The sequence below is a fragment of the Salinibacterium sp. NYA9b genome (assembly GCF_976973725.1).
Genome location: NZ_OZ333476.1, coordinates 2809798 through 2824908 on the forward strand (window position 1 = coordinate 2809798; position 15111 = coordinate 2824908).

General features: G+C 63.2%; 11 protein-coding genes. 5 read left to right on the top strand and 6 right to left on the bottom strand.

Features of this window, described 5'->3' with window-relative positions; all coding sequences use genetic code 11:
* Window positions 1–209: 209 nt before the first annotated feature.
* A complete protein-coding gene (locus tag ACWFSR_RS13480; RefSeq protein WP_197109293.1) occupies window positions 210–1070 on the top strand; it encodes a DNA-methyltransferase in 861 nt (286 codons plus the stop codon).
* A complete protein-coding gene (locus ACWFSR_RS13485) occupies window positions 1067–1840 on the top strand; it encodes an HAD-IIA family hydrolase (protein ID WP_197106707.1) in 774 nt (257 codons plus the stop codon). Before ACWFSR_RS13480 ends, ACWFSR_RS13485 begins: the two co-directional genes overlap by 4 nt.
* Window positions 1841–1896: 56 nt before the next feature.
* On the opposite strand, the gene ACWFSR_RS13490 is transcribed toward ACWFSR_RS13485, so the two are convergent.
* Genes ACWFSR_RS13490 through ACWFSR_RS13500 form a run of 3 tightly spaced genes read right to left on the bottom strand, consistent with a single transcriptional unit; the run spans window position 1897 to window position 4097 of the window.
* Entirely contained in the window at window positions 1897–3375 is a 1479-nt protein-coding gene (locus ACWFSR_RS13490; protein WP_447522634.1) for a septum formation family protein, read from the bottom strand.
* A complete protein-coding gene (gene pyrE / locus ACWFSR_RS13495; RefSeq protein ID WP_197106708.1) occupies window positions 3372–3923 on the bottom strand; it encodes an orotate phosphoribosyltransferase in 552 nt (183 codons plus the stop codon). Before pyrE ends, ACWFSR_RS13490 begins: the two co-directional genes overlap by 4 nt.
* A 30-nt stretch (window positions 3924–3953) precedes the next feature.
* Entirely contained in the window at window positions 3954–4097 is a 144-nt protein-coding gene (locus ACWFSR_RS13500) for a hypothetical protein (protein ID WP_197109292.1), read from the bottom strand.
* A gap of 71 nt (window positions 4098–4168) precedes the next feature.
* On the opposite strand from ACWFSR_RS13500, the gene ACWFSR_RS13505 reads away from it, so the two are divergent.
* Window positions 4169–5005: an exodeoxyribonuclease III gene (locus ACWFSR_RS13505; protein WP_447522635.1), complete on the top strand. Its 837-nt coding sequence runs from the start codon at window positions 4169–4171 to the stop codon at window positions 5003–5005.
* A 58-nt stretch (window positions 5006–5063) separates the two neighbouring features.
* Here ACWFSR_RS13505 and ACWFSR_RS13510 read toward each other — a convergent pair whose 3' ends face one another.
* On the bottom strand, window positions 5064–7226 hold the full coding sequence (locus ACWFSR_RS13510) for an ATP-dependent Clp protease ATP-binding subunit (RefSeq protein WP_197106711.1): 2163 nt from the start codon (window positions 7224–7226) through the stop codon (window positions 5064–5066).
* A 119-nt stretch (window positions 7227–7345) separates the two neighbouring features.
* Here ACWFSR_RS13510 and ACWFSR_RS13515 point away from each other — a divergent pair, with 119 nt between their 5' ends.
* Together ACWFSR_RS13515 and ACWFSR_RS13520 are read left to right on the top strand one after the other, a co-directional pair.
* Window positions 7346–9205: an HSP90 family protein gene (locus tag ACWFSR_RS13515; protein ID WP_447522636.1), complete on the top strand. Its 1860-nt coding sequence runs from the start codon at window positions 7346–7348 to the stop codon at window positions 9203–9205.
* The gene (locus tag ACWFSR_RS13520) at window positions 9202–12003 is read left to right on the top strand and encodes a hypothetical protein (RefSeq protein ID WP_447522637.1); all 2802 of its coding nucleotides are present in this window, start codon (window positions 9202–9204) and stop codon (window positions 12001–12003) included. Before ACWFSR_RS13515 ends, ACWFSR_RS13520 begins: the two co-directional genes overlap by 4 nt.
* A gap of 21 nt (window positions 12004–12024) precedes the next feature.
* On the opposite strand, the gene ACWFSR_RS13525 is transcribed toward ACWFSR_RS13520, so the two are convergent.
* Entirely contained in the window at window positions 12025–13389 is a 1365-nt protein-coding gene (locus tag ACWFSR_RS13525) for an NAD-dependent succinate-semialdehyde dehydrogenase (protein ID WP_197106714.1), read from the bottom strand.
* A gap of 85 nt (window positions 13390–13474) precedes the next feature.
* Window positions 13475–15046, bottom strand: a complete 1572-nt coding sequence (locus ACWFSR_RS13530) for a PucR family transcriptional regulator (protein ID WP_447522638.1) — start codon at window positions 15044–15046, stop codon at window positions 13475–13477.
* Window positions 15047–15111 lie beyond the last annotated feature (65 nt).

Genomic DNA, 15111 nt, shown 5'->3' on the forward strand with positions numbered 1-15111 from the left:
TCCCTGACTTTGCGGGTCATCGCATCGTCAACGAATAGCCCTTCGGGTGAGCGCATCTCCTCCAACCATAAACCGTTGGTCGAAGTTTTGGACAGCCTAACCAGCCGAAGCCGCCCCGCACTGGGGCTAGAACTCTGATTCTTAGCGACCTCATAGGGTGCTTCGTGCCGGTGTGACCCGAGCGCGCCACCGGCTGTTAATCTCAAGGGATGCAGCCGCCTTGGACCTCCGATGGACCCGACCTTGTTGTGCACGGCGATAACCTGCCCGTGATCAGCACTTTGCCTGACGAAAGCTTCCGGCTGATCTACATCGATCCCCCGTTCAACACTGGGCGGACGCAGCGCCGTCAAGCCTTAACCACGCAACGTTCGACCGAAGGTACGCGCGTGGGCTTCGGAGGCAACAGTTACGACACGATTAAGGGAGTGTTGTATTCCTACGACGACACGTTCGCCGATTATTGGGAATTCTTAGAGCCACGCTTGCAGGAGGCCTGGCGCCTGCTCGACGACCGCGGCACCCTTTACCTCCACCTCGACTACCGCGAAGTGCACTACGCCAAAGTCGCTCTCGACGCTCTCTTTGGGCGCGAGAGCTTCCTCAACGAGATCATCTGGGCCTACGACTATGGCGCCCGTGCCACCAAGAAGTGGCCCTCGAAGCACGACACGATCCTTGTCTATGTAAAGAACCCGAAGAACTACTACTTCAATAACGAAGAAGTCGACCGCGAGCCCTACATGGCGCCCGGTCTTGTGACGCCAGAAAAGGCAGCCCGCGGCAAACTGCCGACGGATGTCTGGTGGCACACCATCGTGTCCCCGACCGGTAAAGAGAAAACGGGCTACGCCACGCAGAAGCCGGAAGGCATTCTGCGACGCATCGTTCAGGCATCCAGCCAGCCCGGCGATTGGGTGCTCGATTTCTTCGCTGGAAGCGGCACAACCGGTGCCGTCGCCCAAGCCCTCAAGCGTCGCGTGGTGCTCGTCGAACAGAATCCCGACGCGATCGCCATCATCACCAAACGGCTGTCAGAGGAGACGGTGTTCGCTAACATGAGCGCATGAGGAATCGTGACGAAATCGAATGCTGGCTCACCGACATGGATGGTGTTCTCGTTCATGAGAACCATCCCGTTCCCGGCGCCTCAGAACTGCTGAAGCAGTGGCGCGATGAGAAGAAGCCCTACTTGGTGCTCACCAACAACTCGATCTTCACCCCGCGCGATCTGAGCGCCCGGCTCAAGGCATCGGGTCTCGATGTTCCCGAGTCGGCAATTTGGACTTCTGCGCTCGCGACGGCTGACTTCCTGAAAGAGCAGATTCCGGGCGGCAGCGCGTTCGTCATCGGCGAGTCTGGCATCACGACCGCCCTTCACGAAGCCGGTTTCATCATGACGGAAACCAACCCCGACTATGTCGTGATTGGCGAAACCCGCAACTACTCGTTCGAAGCCATCACCAAGGCCATCCGCCTCATCGGCAACGGCAGCCGCTTTATTGTGACCAACCCGGATGCCACCGGCCCGAGTGCTGACGGCCCCCTGCCCGCAACGGGCGCGGTCGCCGCTCTCATCACCAAGGCCACTGGTCGGGAGCCCTACATCGTCGGCAAGCCGAACCCGATGATGTTCCGCTCGGCGCTCAACAAGATCGGCGCCCACAGCGAAACCACCGGCATGATTGGTGACCGCATGGACACCGACATCGTCGCCGGCATCGAGGCAGGTCTCCACACTGTTCTCGTGCTCACCGGAATCAGCGATCAGAAAGAAATCGACCGCTACCCGTTCCGCCCCAACGAAGTTCTCGACAGCGTCGCGGACCTGCTGAACTAGTTGGCCACGCACCGATCACTCTGAACCGGCAGCCCCGGCCAGTCCCGGCCAGCCCGCTATTCGGAGGGCGTTTGCGGTTGAGCGACGGATGTCGTGAGAGCGGCATCACCGGAGCGCGTCGCGAAGCAGTAGTAGTCGCGGTTTCCGGCATCCCAGTCGCTCGCGTTTGCAGCGAAGCTCGCCACGATTTCGAGGTTAGAGAATGATTGCGCCGCCGCGAAGTCGATCACAGCGTCCGTAGAGCAGGCTGTTGCTGTGCGTGATGCGAGCTCTTCTGCTTCTGGATAAGGATCCGACGCTGCATCCTCGAACAGGCCGACCGTGAGCAGCTGCGCGGCGTGAGGCTGCGTGCAATCGATCACGGTGTACTCCTGCTCCCAGGCAGAAGCGAAGGGGTCAAGGCACTCGCCGCCGGCGAGTTCATTCCACTGATAGGTTCCCGGCGCTAGAGGGCCCACAACGGGAACAACGGCAGTAGCTGTCGCCGACGGGGTCGGCGAGGCAACCGCAGCAGGCATTACGGAGGGGCCGAGGCGAGTACCCGCCAAGAACAGTGCGACCAAGGCGAGCGCCGCGACCAGACCTCCGGCGATAGCCAGCCCGATCAATTGACCGCGCGGAATCGGCGGCCGAGGAGGCTGGGGAACCCGCGGTCGTGAAATGACCGCTGGCACCTGCGCGACGAGCGCCTGATCTTCGTACTCCACGAATTTGTCTTCGCCGAAGAGGTCGCTCACGGCGTCGTGCTCGACGGATTCCGACTCTGCCGAGATGCCTTCGAGCGACTGCGCTCCCATGACTTCGGTCGCGCCTTCCAGCGATTGGTCAACCGAAGCCGGCAGCTGAGCCTGTCGCCGAGTGGCGGCATCCATTGCAGCTGTCGGCAGATCAGCCGAACTGATCGCGGCGGTCGGCAGGTCGGCGATATCCATCGCGCCGGTCGGGAGATCGGAAATGTCCATCGCCCCAGTGGGGAGATCAGAGATATCCATGGCGCCGGTTGGCAGGTCAGCGACGTTGATTGCTTCGGTCGGCGGCGGCTCGATGAGAGGCTCGCGCGGAGGAACAACGGGATCGGCGGGCTGCGCAGGATCGGCAGAGTGGGCGGCCGCTGGTGACGCGGCAGGGGATGCTGGCGGCTGCACGGGAGGCTGTTCGCCCGGCATCGGCGGGAGCTTGAGAAGCCCAGGAACCTCGGGCGTTGCCGGCGGCGGCGTGCCTGGCGATGGCGTCATGGGCGGCAAAGGAACTTCAAGCGCGGTTGGCTGCGGAACAGCGGGGGCAACGAATGTTTCGGGATGCTCGGGAACCTGCGGAGGTGTGGGCGCCTGGGGAGCCGCAGGAGCCTGGGGGTGTTCGGGTGCCGGTGAGCTCGCCGGAACGTCAGAATCGTCGGGTTGTTCCGGGTCTACAGGAGTTGCCCGTGTGGGCTTGGGTGGCGATTCGGGCTCGGTCGGAGTGAGTCCCCAGTTGAAGGAGGACTCGCGAGGTTCCTGGTTGTCACCAGCGCCCGAGCCGTTGTCGCCAGAGGTCACGGAGTAAGCCCCAAATCACCAAGCCCGATCGCTGAAAAGTAGGGGTAGCCGGCGGCCTCGATGCGCTCCTTGGCGCCAGTGTCACGATCAACGACAACGGCAACACCGGCAATGATCGCGCCGACCTTCTCGAGCGCCTCGATAGCGGCAAGCGGTGAACCGCCGGTCGTTGAGGTGTCTTCGAGAACAATGACGCGCTTGCCCTCGAGCTCAGGCCCTTCGACCTGACGACCACGGCCGTGATCCTTGGGCTCCTTGCGCACGACGAAAGCGTCGTAGGTGAGGCCGCGGGCCGCACCCTGGTGAAGAATCGCGGCGGCGATCGGGTCGGCCCCCATCGTCATCCCTCCGACAGCAACGATGTCTGGCACATCGGCGATGAGGTCAATCATGACCTGACCGATGAGCGGAGCGACGCGGTGGTCGAGGCTTACGCGACGCATGTCGACGTAGTAAGTGGCCTTCTTTCCGCTCGTCAGAGTGAAATCACCGTGGAACACGGCATCGGCGGAAATGTGCTCAATGAGCTGTTGCTTGGCGTCGGTCACGAGTACAGAATACCCATTGTCGCGGACCTCCTAGAGGATGGTCTCGCCGAAAACCAGCAAAGCACCCGAGATGGTGACGCCCACGAAGCCCAAGATGGCGAGGATTGTCGCGTTGCGGCGGTCGAGACGGTCAGCCTTTGCCGCAGCTTCGTCGAGAAGGATATCTTGCTGCATACGATGACTTTACGGGGCGAGGCCGCACCTGTCGTCGCCCAATGCGGGGGTAGACCTATTACCGTTGAAGCATGCTCATTGCCACCTGGAACGTGAACTCCATCAGAACCCGAGTCAGCCGCGTCGTTGACTGGCTGCTCCGCGAAGATATTGACGTACTGGCGATGCAAGAAATCAAGTGCAAGCCCGAGCAATTTCCTCTCGAAGCGTTCACCGAAGCGGGCTACGAGGTCGAACTCCACGGCCTCAACCAGTGGAATGGCGTGGCCTTCGCGAGCCGCCTCCCCATGGAGGATGTCTCGGTCGGCTTCGAGACCCAGCCAGGGTTCGGCAAAGCGCTCGATGACGGCACAGTGCCGATCGAAGCGCGCGCTCTTGGTGTCACCGTTGAGGGCGCCCGGCTGTGGAGCCTCTACGTGCCCAATGGTCGCGAGCTCGACAACCCGCACTACCCGTACAAGCTCGAGTGGCTCGCGAACCTCAAGACGCAAGCTGCTCAATGGATGCGCGACAATCCGGAACAGCCCCTCGCCCTGATGGGTGATTTCAACATTGCCCCCTTCGATCACGACGTCTGGGACATCGCAGCCTTCGAGGGCAAGACTCACGTGAGCGACGCCGAACGCGCAGCCTTCCGGGCCTTTGAAGAGGCCGGGATGATCGATACTCTCCGCAGCCGCAACATCGAGGGCTATACCTACTGGGACTACCAGCGCCTGCGGTTCCCTCGCAATGAGGGAATGCGCATCGACTTCGTGCTCGGTTCGCCCGCATTCGACGAACTCGTGACGGGCGCATCGATTGACCGCGAAGAGCGCAAGGGTGATGGCCCAAGCGACCACGTTCCCGTCGTCGTCGAACTCGCGATCGACACCGAGAACGACGACGATCGGCCCATGTTCCTCTAAGCAGTTCGTCTCAGCGGTCGCCTTAGCGGTCGCCTTAGCGGTTGCCTAAGCGCGCGGGTTAGCCGGCGTCAGGCTCCGACCGAGACACCTCGAGGCCTTCGCCGTTCTCGGCGAGCCCCACGAGCACGGTGTCACCATCGCGAATCTCGCCAGCGAGCAACGCCTTGGCGAGCTTGTCGTCGATCTCGCGCTGCATGAGTCGGCGGAGCGGTCGTGCGCCGTAGATGGGGTCGTAGCCACGCTCCGAAAGCCAGGTGCGAGCATCCGGGGTCACAGCAAGCTGCAGGCGACGATCGGTGAGGCGCTTGCCCAAACGGTCGATGTCGAGCTCAACGATCTGGCTGAGGTCATCGGTCGAGAGCGGCTGGAACACCACGATGTCGTCGAGACGGTTGATGAACTCCGGCTTGAACGACTTGCGCACAAGGTCGTCAACGGCGGCCTTGCGGGCATCCCACGGCAGCTCTTGGTCAGTGATGAACTGGCTGCCCAAGTTGCTGGTGAGAATCAGGATGACGTTGCGGAAGTCGACAGTGCGGCCCTGACCATCGGTGAGACGGCCATCATCGAGCACCTGCAGGAGAATGTCGAAGACCTCAGGGTGCGCCTTTTCGACCTCGTCGAGCAGGATCACCGAGTACGGGCGACGGCGCACAGCCTCGGTCAGCTGACCGCCCTGTTCGAATCCGATGTAACCGGGAGGGGCACCGACGAGGCGCGAGACAGAGAACTTCTCTCCGTACTCGCTCATGTCGATGCGCACGAGAGCTTTCTCGTCGTTGAAGAGGTATTGCGCGAGCGCCTTCGCGAGTTCGGTCTTTCCGACGCCGGTGGGGCCGAGGAAGAGGAACGAGCCGGTGGGGCGGTCGGGGTCGGAGATTCCGGCCCGCGTGCGGCGAACCGCTTCGGAGACCGCTTGCACGGCTTCCTTTTGACCGATGAGACGCTTGCCGAGTTCCGCTTCGAGGTGCAAGAGCTTCTCAGTCTCGCCCTCGGTGAGGCGATCGACAGGGATGCCCGTCCACGCGGCCACAACGGCAGCAATGTCTTCTTCGGTCACCTGGTCATTGACCATGCGGGGGCCGGTTGGCTCGTTGCTTTCGGCGGTGACGAGGGCGCGTTGGATTGATGGAATCGTCTCGTACTCGAGCTTCGACACCTTTTGGTAGTCGCCGTCACGCATCGCGCGCTCGGAGGCAATACGAGCATCGTTGAGGCGAGTCTTCAGCTCACCGACGTCGGTCAGGCTCGCCTTTTCGAGCTTCCAGCGCCCTTCCAACTCGTTCAGCAACTTGCTCTGGCTGGCGAGATCTTCGCGGAGTTTCGCGAGTCGCGCCTTCGAGGCCTCGTCTTTTTCCTTCTTGAGAGCGTGCTCTTCGATGCGCAGGCGGTCAACAGCACGCTTGAGCTTGTCGATTTCAACGGGAGAGGAATCGATCTCCATCTTGAGGTGGCTTGCAGCCTCGTCGATGAGGTCGATCGCCTTATCGGGCAGTTTGCGGCCCGAGATGTAGCGATTGCTGAGTGCTGCGGCGGCCACCAGCGCGGAGTCCGCGATGGTCACCTTGTGGTGAGCTTCGTAACGCTCCTTGAGGCCACGCAAAATCGCGACGGTGTCTTCGACGGAAGGTTCGCCGACGAATACTTGCTGGAAGCGGCGCTCAAGTGCGGCATCCTTCTCGATGTATTGGCGATACTCGTCGAGCGTTGTGGCACCGATCAGTCGCAGTTCACCACGGGCCAACATGGGCTTGAGCATGTTGGATGCCGCGACCGAGCCGTCGCCACCGCCGGCGCCCATCAGGGTGTGAAGTTCGTCAATGAACGTGATGACTTGGCCGTCGGAGTCTTTGATCTCCTTGAGCACAGCCTTGAGGCGCTCTTCGAACTCGCCGCGGTACTTGGCACCGGCGACGAGAGCAGCGAGGTCGAGGGAGATGAGCTGCTTGTCTTTGAGGGAGTCGGCAACGTCTCCGGCGATGATGCGCTGAGCGAGGCCTTCAACAACAGCCGTCTTTCCGACGCCGGGCTCACCAATGAGTACAGGGTTGTTCTTCGTGCGTCGCGTCAACACTTGACTGACACGACGAATTTCGGCGTCACGCCCGATCACGGGGTCGAGTTTGCCACTGCGTGCAATCTCGGTGAGATTTACCCCGTACTTTTCGAGAGCACTTTTTTGCTCTTCATCGGTACTTGGGGCACCCTGCATGTTCGCCATTTACAAACCCTCCACAAACTTGAGTTGAGATGACTCAACTTTATACCCGCGCGGTCACTCGTGGCTAGGTGAACGCTGTGTACTTCGAGAGATCGGTCAACAGATGAGAGACTTTTGGGGTGAACGCCGATTCCCGAGACGATCTCCACTCCTTTCAAGTGAACCTCACGGGAGTCGTTGACCTCCTGAGCAAGCACATCTACTCGAGCCCGCGAGTGTATTTGCGCGAACTGCTGCAGAACGGGCGCGATGCGCTGGCAGCTCGGGTTGAGCTCGACGGCGCTGACGCGAGCCGCGGCATCCGCATCACTCCCCTCAGCGAGCACAACGACACATTCCGATTTCAGGATGACGGCATCGGGCTCACCGCCGACGAAATGACTGAGCTGCTGTCGACCGTCGGGCGCTCCTCGAAACGCGACATCTTCGATCTGCCCCGCAGCGACTACCTCGGGCAGTTCGGCATCGGATTATTGAGCTGCTTCATGGTGGCCGACCAGATTGTGATTCAGTCACGCTCCGCTCGCGGCTCAGCCCCAGTGGAGTGGATTGGCAATAGCGACGGCACGTTCAGCGTGCGCGAGTTGGAGGGTGACCTCCCCATCGGCACCACCGTCTCGCTCAAGCCTCGCTTCGATCAGCACGACTTGCTCGGCACTTCGACGGTGCTCGCCCTGGCTAAGACCTTCGCCGAGTTTTTGCCGGTGGGGGTTCGCGTTGACCTGCCCGGCGGCGGCGTTGAAACCGTCACGCACGATGCTCCGTTCCTTGATGCGCACACGGCTACGGCATCCGAGCTGCTGATCTACGGTCGCGAGTTGCTCGGCGTTGAGCCCTTCGCCGCTATTCCGTTGAGTGTGCCCGGCACCAGCACCACGGGTGTCGCCTATGTGTTGCCCCACTCGCCACCGCCAGGAGCTCGTCAAGCGAACCGCGTTTATCTGGGCCGGATGCTGCTGAGCGAGAACGTGGATGCGCTGCTGCCCGACTGGGCGTTCTTCGTGCGCGTCGTGCTGAACAGCACCTCGCTCACCCCGACGGCAAGCCGTGAATCGCTCGTGGACGACGACATCCTCGAGCACACGCGGGCGGCAATCGGCACGGTGCTGCGGCAGTGGGTGCTGGAGATGGCGGCCCGGCATCCGGCCCAACTCAACGACTTTGTGCAGATTCATTCACTCGCCCTCAAGTCGCTCGTGATCCACGACGAAGAACTAGCGAAGTTCATCACTCCGTGGCTGAGCGTCGAAACCACGCTCGGGCGCATGACGATCGAGAGCCTCACCCGGGATCACACGCAGTTGCGTTATGCCGAAACGGTGGACGAATTTCGGCAGATCGCGAGCATCGCGAGCCCCGACCGTCCAGTGATCAACGGTGGCTATATTTACGACACCGAGATCGCCCGCCTGCTCCCCACTCTTGTCAACGGACTCACCGTCGACCGCGTGAGCGTGCTCGACGAACTCGACTTTCTCGAGGTGCCACCGCTTGACGCGCGCAGTGTCGTCGCAAAGCTCGAAGACCGTGCCAGCGCTGTGCTCGCGGATGCCGGCTGCGCTGTGATTGTGCGCGGCGTTCCCGCCACCGACGTCACGGGCCTCTACCTCGCCGACCCCGAAGTCTTGCGTTCCATCGACCGTCGGGCGGCCCGCGAAATCAGTCGCCCCGGGTTGTGGAAAGACGTGCTCGGCAAAATGGATGCGTTCGCCGAGGAACGCCTCGCGAGCGACGGCACCAGCAAATCCCTCGCCCGCCTGTGCCTCAACTGGAACAACCCCGTCGTCGTCACCCTCTCCACCCTGAGTGATGACGCCGTCTTCTCCCGCACCATCGAACTGCTCTACGTTCAAGCCCTGCTCACCAGCCAACGCCCCCTCAGCGTGCGCGACCGCGCCATGATGACCAACTCCATGTCAGACCTGATCGCCATGAGTGTCGCACTCGGTGATTCCCTCCCAGAAAGTTCTTCCCTATGAGCGTCGCCCGCATCACCGAACTGTTCAGCGAGATCGACACGATGGCCTTCGGCCCCGAGGAACGAGCTCGCGTCGATGAGGCGATTGCGCTCGCGGTCGAACTGGGGGACGAAGAGTTGGAGTACCGTGCGCGCATTCGGCTGACGGCATCCGCGAATCAGCTTGGCGACACCGAAGCTCTGCTCTCCTCATTCGCGTGGTGCCTCGCCAAGCACGACGCTGACCCTGTGCGCTTTCCCGACGACGTGGTCGAAGGCGGTGCCGGGCTCATGTGGCAGTTCAAGTGGATCGCCACGACCCTCGCGAGCTCACCCATCTTCGGCACCGACGACATCTCCGGCGCTCTCGCCGACATGGAGAGCCACTACCGCGACGCCGGAATCGGCCAGAGCGGCGTGCTGACCTCCCAGTTCGCCACGGCCTGGCGTCTTGGCCAGCTCGACCGCGCCGAAGAATTGCGCGCCCAGCTCGCCGTGACGCCCCGCGACGACTACAGCCACTGTGACGCCTGCGTGCGCAGCGATGCCAGCGGCTTCCTCACAGAAACAGGGCGCGACGCCGAAGCCATCGTGCTCTTCGACGAACTCATCGAAGGTGGCTACAGCTGTGGCGATGAGCCCGAAGCCGCCCTCTCGCGCGCCCTGCTCCCCTACCTGCGCGCCGGCCGCCTCGATGATGCTCGCGCCGCCCACTTTCGCAGCTACAACCTCGCCCGCGACAACGCCGACAACCTCAGCATCATCGCGAATCACTTCATCTTCTGCGCCGTCACCGGCAATGAAGCCCGTGGCCTCGCCATGCTCGAACGCCACCTCTCGTGGTTTGTGCACGACCAGCTCAACGCCGACGGCCAGTTCTCCGGTCTCGTCGCCGCTGGTGTGCTGCTCGACGCCGTGACCGCCGCGGGCTTCGGCGAGCAAGTTGTTCGCGGCGCCGAGAGCAACGAACTCACGGCACTCTTCGGAGAGCACGACGGCACCTGGACCGCCGAAGAACTTGCCACCGCCACGTGGGCCGCCGCGCGCCGGATCGGCGACCAATTCGACGAACGCGCCGGCAACAACTACCGCGCCACGCGCATCCAGAAGGCCAAGAATCTCGCTAACGAGAACTATCCCCTGAGCCTCACGAGTGAAACTCTTGCCGCCCCCACTCCCGCCGACGCCGAACCAACGGATGCCGCCGGCTGGCTGCTGCGAGCAGAAGAGCTGACCGCTATCGGTTGGCTTCCCACCGCATTGCCCGCCGCGCGTAAGGCTGCGGAATTGGCAACGGGCACGGAGCGCACGGCTGCCCTCAGCACGTTGGTTGCCGGACTTGTGGCTACCGGCGATCTCGCTGCAGCCGAGGCTGCTCTCGCCGAACGCATCCCGGCTCTCCGTGAGCACGGCAACGAGGCGCAAGCGTCGCTCGAAGAGTTGCTCGGCCTTTCTCTGTTTGGTCGCGGCGAGCAAGACGATTTCGACAAACTGAGCGTCGCTGTTGGCGTCTCGGAGGAGTTGGCTCCCGCCCAAATCGCCGACATTGAACTGTCACTGCTGAGCGTGCTGCTGCGCGGCGAGGAGCCCGACCTCGAGGCTGTGACGAAGCTCGCGGCGAGTGCGCTCGTGCACGCCGAGGCTGGCGAGATGCCCCTGCTGCGCGCCCACGCGCTGCGGTATCTTTCCGACCTGGCGGCCACCGCTGGCGACACTGATCGCGCACTCGCGCACCTTGATGATCTGCTGGGGGCGACATCCAACCGCGGTGTTTTGGCCCACGCTCACGCGCTTCGTGCCCGCATTTTGGGCAGTGGCGGCCAGTTCGCTGCCGGTGCCGCTAGCGCGGATGCGGCGGCCGAATGCGCCAATGCAATCGATGCTGCTGGCCCGCTGCACGACACCACCATTCTGGCCGGACGCCTCTATGACGAAGCCGAACAGTTCACGGATGCCGCTGGTCGCTTCCGTCTCGGAATCCGCTATGCCGAACGCCTCGAGATCGAGACCGTAGGGGCGCGCTACGCCCTCGGCCGAGCGCTCGTGCGCGGCGGAGAGTCGGCAGAAGCCATCGAGCTTTTGCTCTCGCTGTTCGAAGAAGAAACTGCTGCGCAGGCCGCGCCCGGCAGCCGCGGCGAAACTCTGTTTTGGCTCGGGCACGGTTTCGCTGACTCTGGCGAACCGGGTTCTGCTGTTGGCACTTGGGAGACCGCAACGGAGCTGTACCTTGAGTCCGGAGACACTCAGAGCGCAGCACGGACTCTTGCTGACAGCGCGAGTGTGCACGCGCAACACGGCGACCACGAGACGGCCGCAACGTTGCTTGAGAATGCTGTGACGCATGCTCGCGCTACGCCCGACGACCTCAACCTGCTCGTGCGCGTGCTGCACCAGTCGGGGCGCGCTCACGCCGAAGCGGGCAACGCCGCCGGCCTTGAGGCACTGGATGAGGTGCTGGCGTTGGCTGCCGAACACAACGCCGATTGGTTGCACGCCGACGTGACCGACTCGAAGGCACGCTCTCTCGCGAGCCTCGGCAAGCCGAAGGAGTCGGTGGCACTCGCACTCACGGCAGCGGATGAATACCGCGCGGCGGGCGATCCCGTTGCCGGTGCGAACTGCGAACGCTTCGTTGCCAACGTCTTGGCCGGAGAGGGCCGTCACGACGAAGCTGTGGCGGTGCTGCAGTCAGTGATGGAGCAAGCTGCCGACCACGAGCGCCTGCGTCAGATCACCGCATTCGACCTGGCCGAAAGCCTCGACAAGCTCGGACGAACCGCTGAAGCAGCGGCCGCCCGAGCTCTCGCTGAAGGCGCGTAGGGCGCCGAGGCGCCCCGGCACTTACGGGCGCTTGACCAGCTTGCGGTTCATGAACTCGTCGATGCCGTGCGAACCAAGTTCGCGACCGGTGCCGGAGTTCTTGACTCCACCGAAAGGCAGCTCGGGAGCATCCGCGCCGACCTCGTTGATGTAAACCATGCCAGCGTCGATGCCGTCAGCGATGCGGTCGGCCTGCTCGGCATCCGTTGTGAAGACGTACGAACCGAGACCGAACGGCGTCGCGTTGGCGAGCACGATGGCCTCTTCTTCGCTGGCTACGCGGTGCAGTTGAGCAACCGGTCCGAAGAACTCGACCGTGTAGGCGGGGTTCTCGGGGCTGATGTTTTCGAGCACGGCTGGCGCAAACTTGGTGCCGTCGCGCTTGCCGGTTCCGACGCGCAAGGTGGCGCCGGCAGCCACTGCTTCTGCGACCTGCTCTTCGAGGTTTTCGGCGGCCGCTACAGAACACAGTGGTCCGAGCTCGGTGCTCTCATCCATGGGGTCACCGACCGTGATGGCACCCATCGCCGCGCTGAACTTCTCGGCGAACTCTTCGTAGAGCGAGTCGATGATGACGAAGCGCTTGGCGCCATTGCAGGCCTGGCCGTTGTTATCGACACGAGCCGCCACTGCGGCCTCGACCGTGGCATCCATGTCGTCAGTCGACATGAGAATGAACGGGTCGGAGCCACCCAGTTCGAGCACGCTCTTCTTGAGGTTGGTTCCGGCCGCAGCGCCGACGATCGCACCGGCACGCTCGGAGCCCGTGAGCGAGACTCCCTGGATGCGGGGGTCGTCGATCATCGCGGCGATTTGGTCGTTGTCGGCGAGCACATTTTGGTAGCCGCCGATCGGCAAACCGGCCTCGTGAATGAGGGCTTCAAGCGCCGCCGATGATTCGGGACACTGCTGGGCTGGCTTGACCAAAACAGGGTTGCCGAGAACGATGCTCGGGCCGGCGAAACGAGCGATCTGGTAGATCGGAAAGTTCCACGGCATGATGCCCAGAACTGGGCCGATGGGGCTCTTGCGAATCCACGCAGTGCCCGATCCGGCGGGAATTTGTTCGTCGGCGAGGAACGCTTCAGCGTTGTCGGCGAAGTAGCGGAAAATGTCGGCGGAGAACTCAACTTCACCCACCGCTTGGGCCAAAGGCTTGCCCATTTCGCGCACGATAATTTCGCCGAATTCGGCCGAACGTTCGGTGAGAAGGTCGGCGATACGCGTGACGATCGCTGCACGCTCTTTTACCTGATCACGGTTCATTCCGCCGTTGTATTCAGAGTGGGCTGCGGCGACGATCTGCTCGATCACTTCGTCGCTGACAGCGGGGTGGGCCGTGCCCTCTTCGCCGGTGTAGGGATTGATCACTTGAAAGGTCTTCATGAGAGGCTCCTCGCTGCTCGAAAATGACCGGCGACGCCGCCGAGATTTGTTCGTAGGCTACAGGCGAAATCCTGAAAATTGGAAGTTAGGGTTTTTCGCCGAGGTCGATCGCCGCCAACATCGCCCACAACTCGGCACGGCCCTGGAAGGTGTCGAGACTCAAATTGGTGAGTTCGGCGAGCCGCTGCATCCGCGACTTCAACCCGTGCCGATGGATGCCCAACTCGCGTGCCGCGGGATCCCACTGACCGTTGTGCCGCAGCCACACTTGCGCGGCTCGCAGGAGCGAGAGGCCGTCGGCCGATTCGATGACGCTGGCGAGGCGGGCGTGGGCAATATCGGCCACCGAGCTGGAAGCCAGCAGGCCGAAAAAGCTCTCGCCCACGAGGCTGTCGAATTCAGTGATTGTTCCGGTCGGCGCCGCCTCAAGCGAGCGAACCGCCTGAGTGATCGCGACGTTCAGCTCGCTCCACCCGAGCACCGCCGAGAGCCCAACGGTGAGTTCGTTGGCGGCAAAGAATCGTTTCTCGGCACGCAACTGGCTGTCATCGATTAGCACCAGCAAGTGCCGGCCATCGGCCACCGCAAAAAACGTGCTCTCGGCACGAGCGGCCCGACGCTCGAGCACATCGCGAACGCTCGCCGTGGTCTGGCTCAACTCCAGCGCCGCGACCGCAAAACGTTCCGCCGGCAACTCGATGCCCGCCACCCGCACCGCACGCCGCACACTGTCGACCCGGCCATCCTTCAACAACTGAAAGAGCTGCTCCAAAATCGCCCGATGGCCCACCCGCAAATTCTCGGTCTGCTCGAGCGACACCTCGGCGAGCGCCGCCAACACCGTCATCACCGAATTGTCGAGTGCCCCAAATTCGGTGTCGCGCGACCACGCGATGGCCCCGCACAAGCGTCCGCTCGGGCCCAGCGTTTGCACCACGCGGTGCTCACCCGGCAACTGCTCAACGACGCGCGCGCGACGAGCCCGACCCAGCAAGGTCGTGACCGAACTTCGGATGGCGGGGGCGGCATCCGCGGGACGGCTGGCGGATGCACGGCCGGCGACTCCGCGCCCGCTTGGGCCGCCGCGCTGAGGTTCGGAGCTGTCGCTGACGAGCTCGCCGTCGGCATCAAAAATCCAGACGCCACAGTCGAGGTGCTCGGCGGCGCGGGCAGCCGCAGCAGGCAGGCGGCCTTTGCCGACGGCGGCGCTGGCGATGTCGTTTTGGGCGGCGAGGGCGCGGTCGAAGCCGGCGCGCGCTTGCTCGGCTTCGTTGTCGGCGACGAGGCGGCTGATGGCGATAAACGGGATGCGGTACGGCACTTCGAAGAGCGGGAGCCCGGCGGCAGAGCACGCGGCGACGAGGCCGGCTGGCACTCCGTGGGTGATCACTTCGGTGCCGAAACCGATCGCCGCGACGCCAGCGCTCGTGAGCCTGGCGACGTAAGAATCGAAGTCGGGCACGGCATCCGGGGCGGCGTTGTCGACGAATTGGCGCCCGGTCGTGAGCAGCAATTGGCCCTCGGTGACGAAGGGCGTTGGATCGTCGAGGTCGGAGTTGTGCACCCACGTGACGGAGCGCTCGAAGGTGTCAGCGGCGGTGAGCGGACGCAGCGCGAGGCGCTCAGTCGCGATCACGTCGGCGAGGGGTGTGGGCATGGCAATCCTCCTGCTGCCATTCTGTCAGTTATTGCCGCAAAGAGTGCCACTCTGTGCCTGTTGTG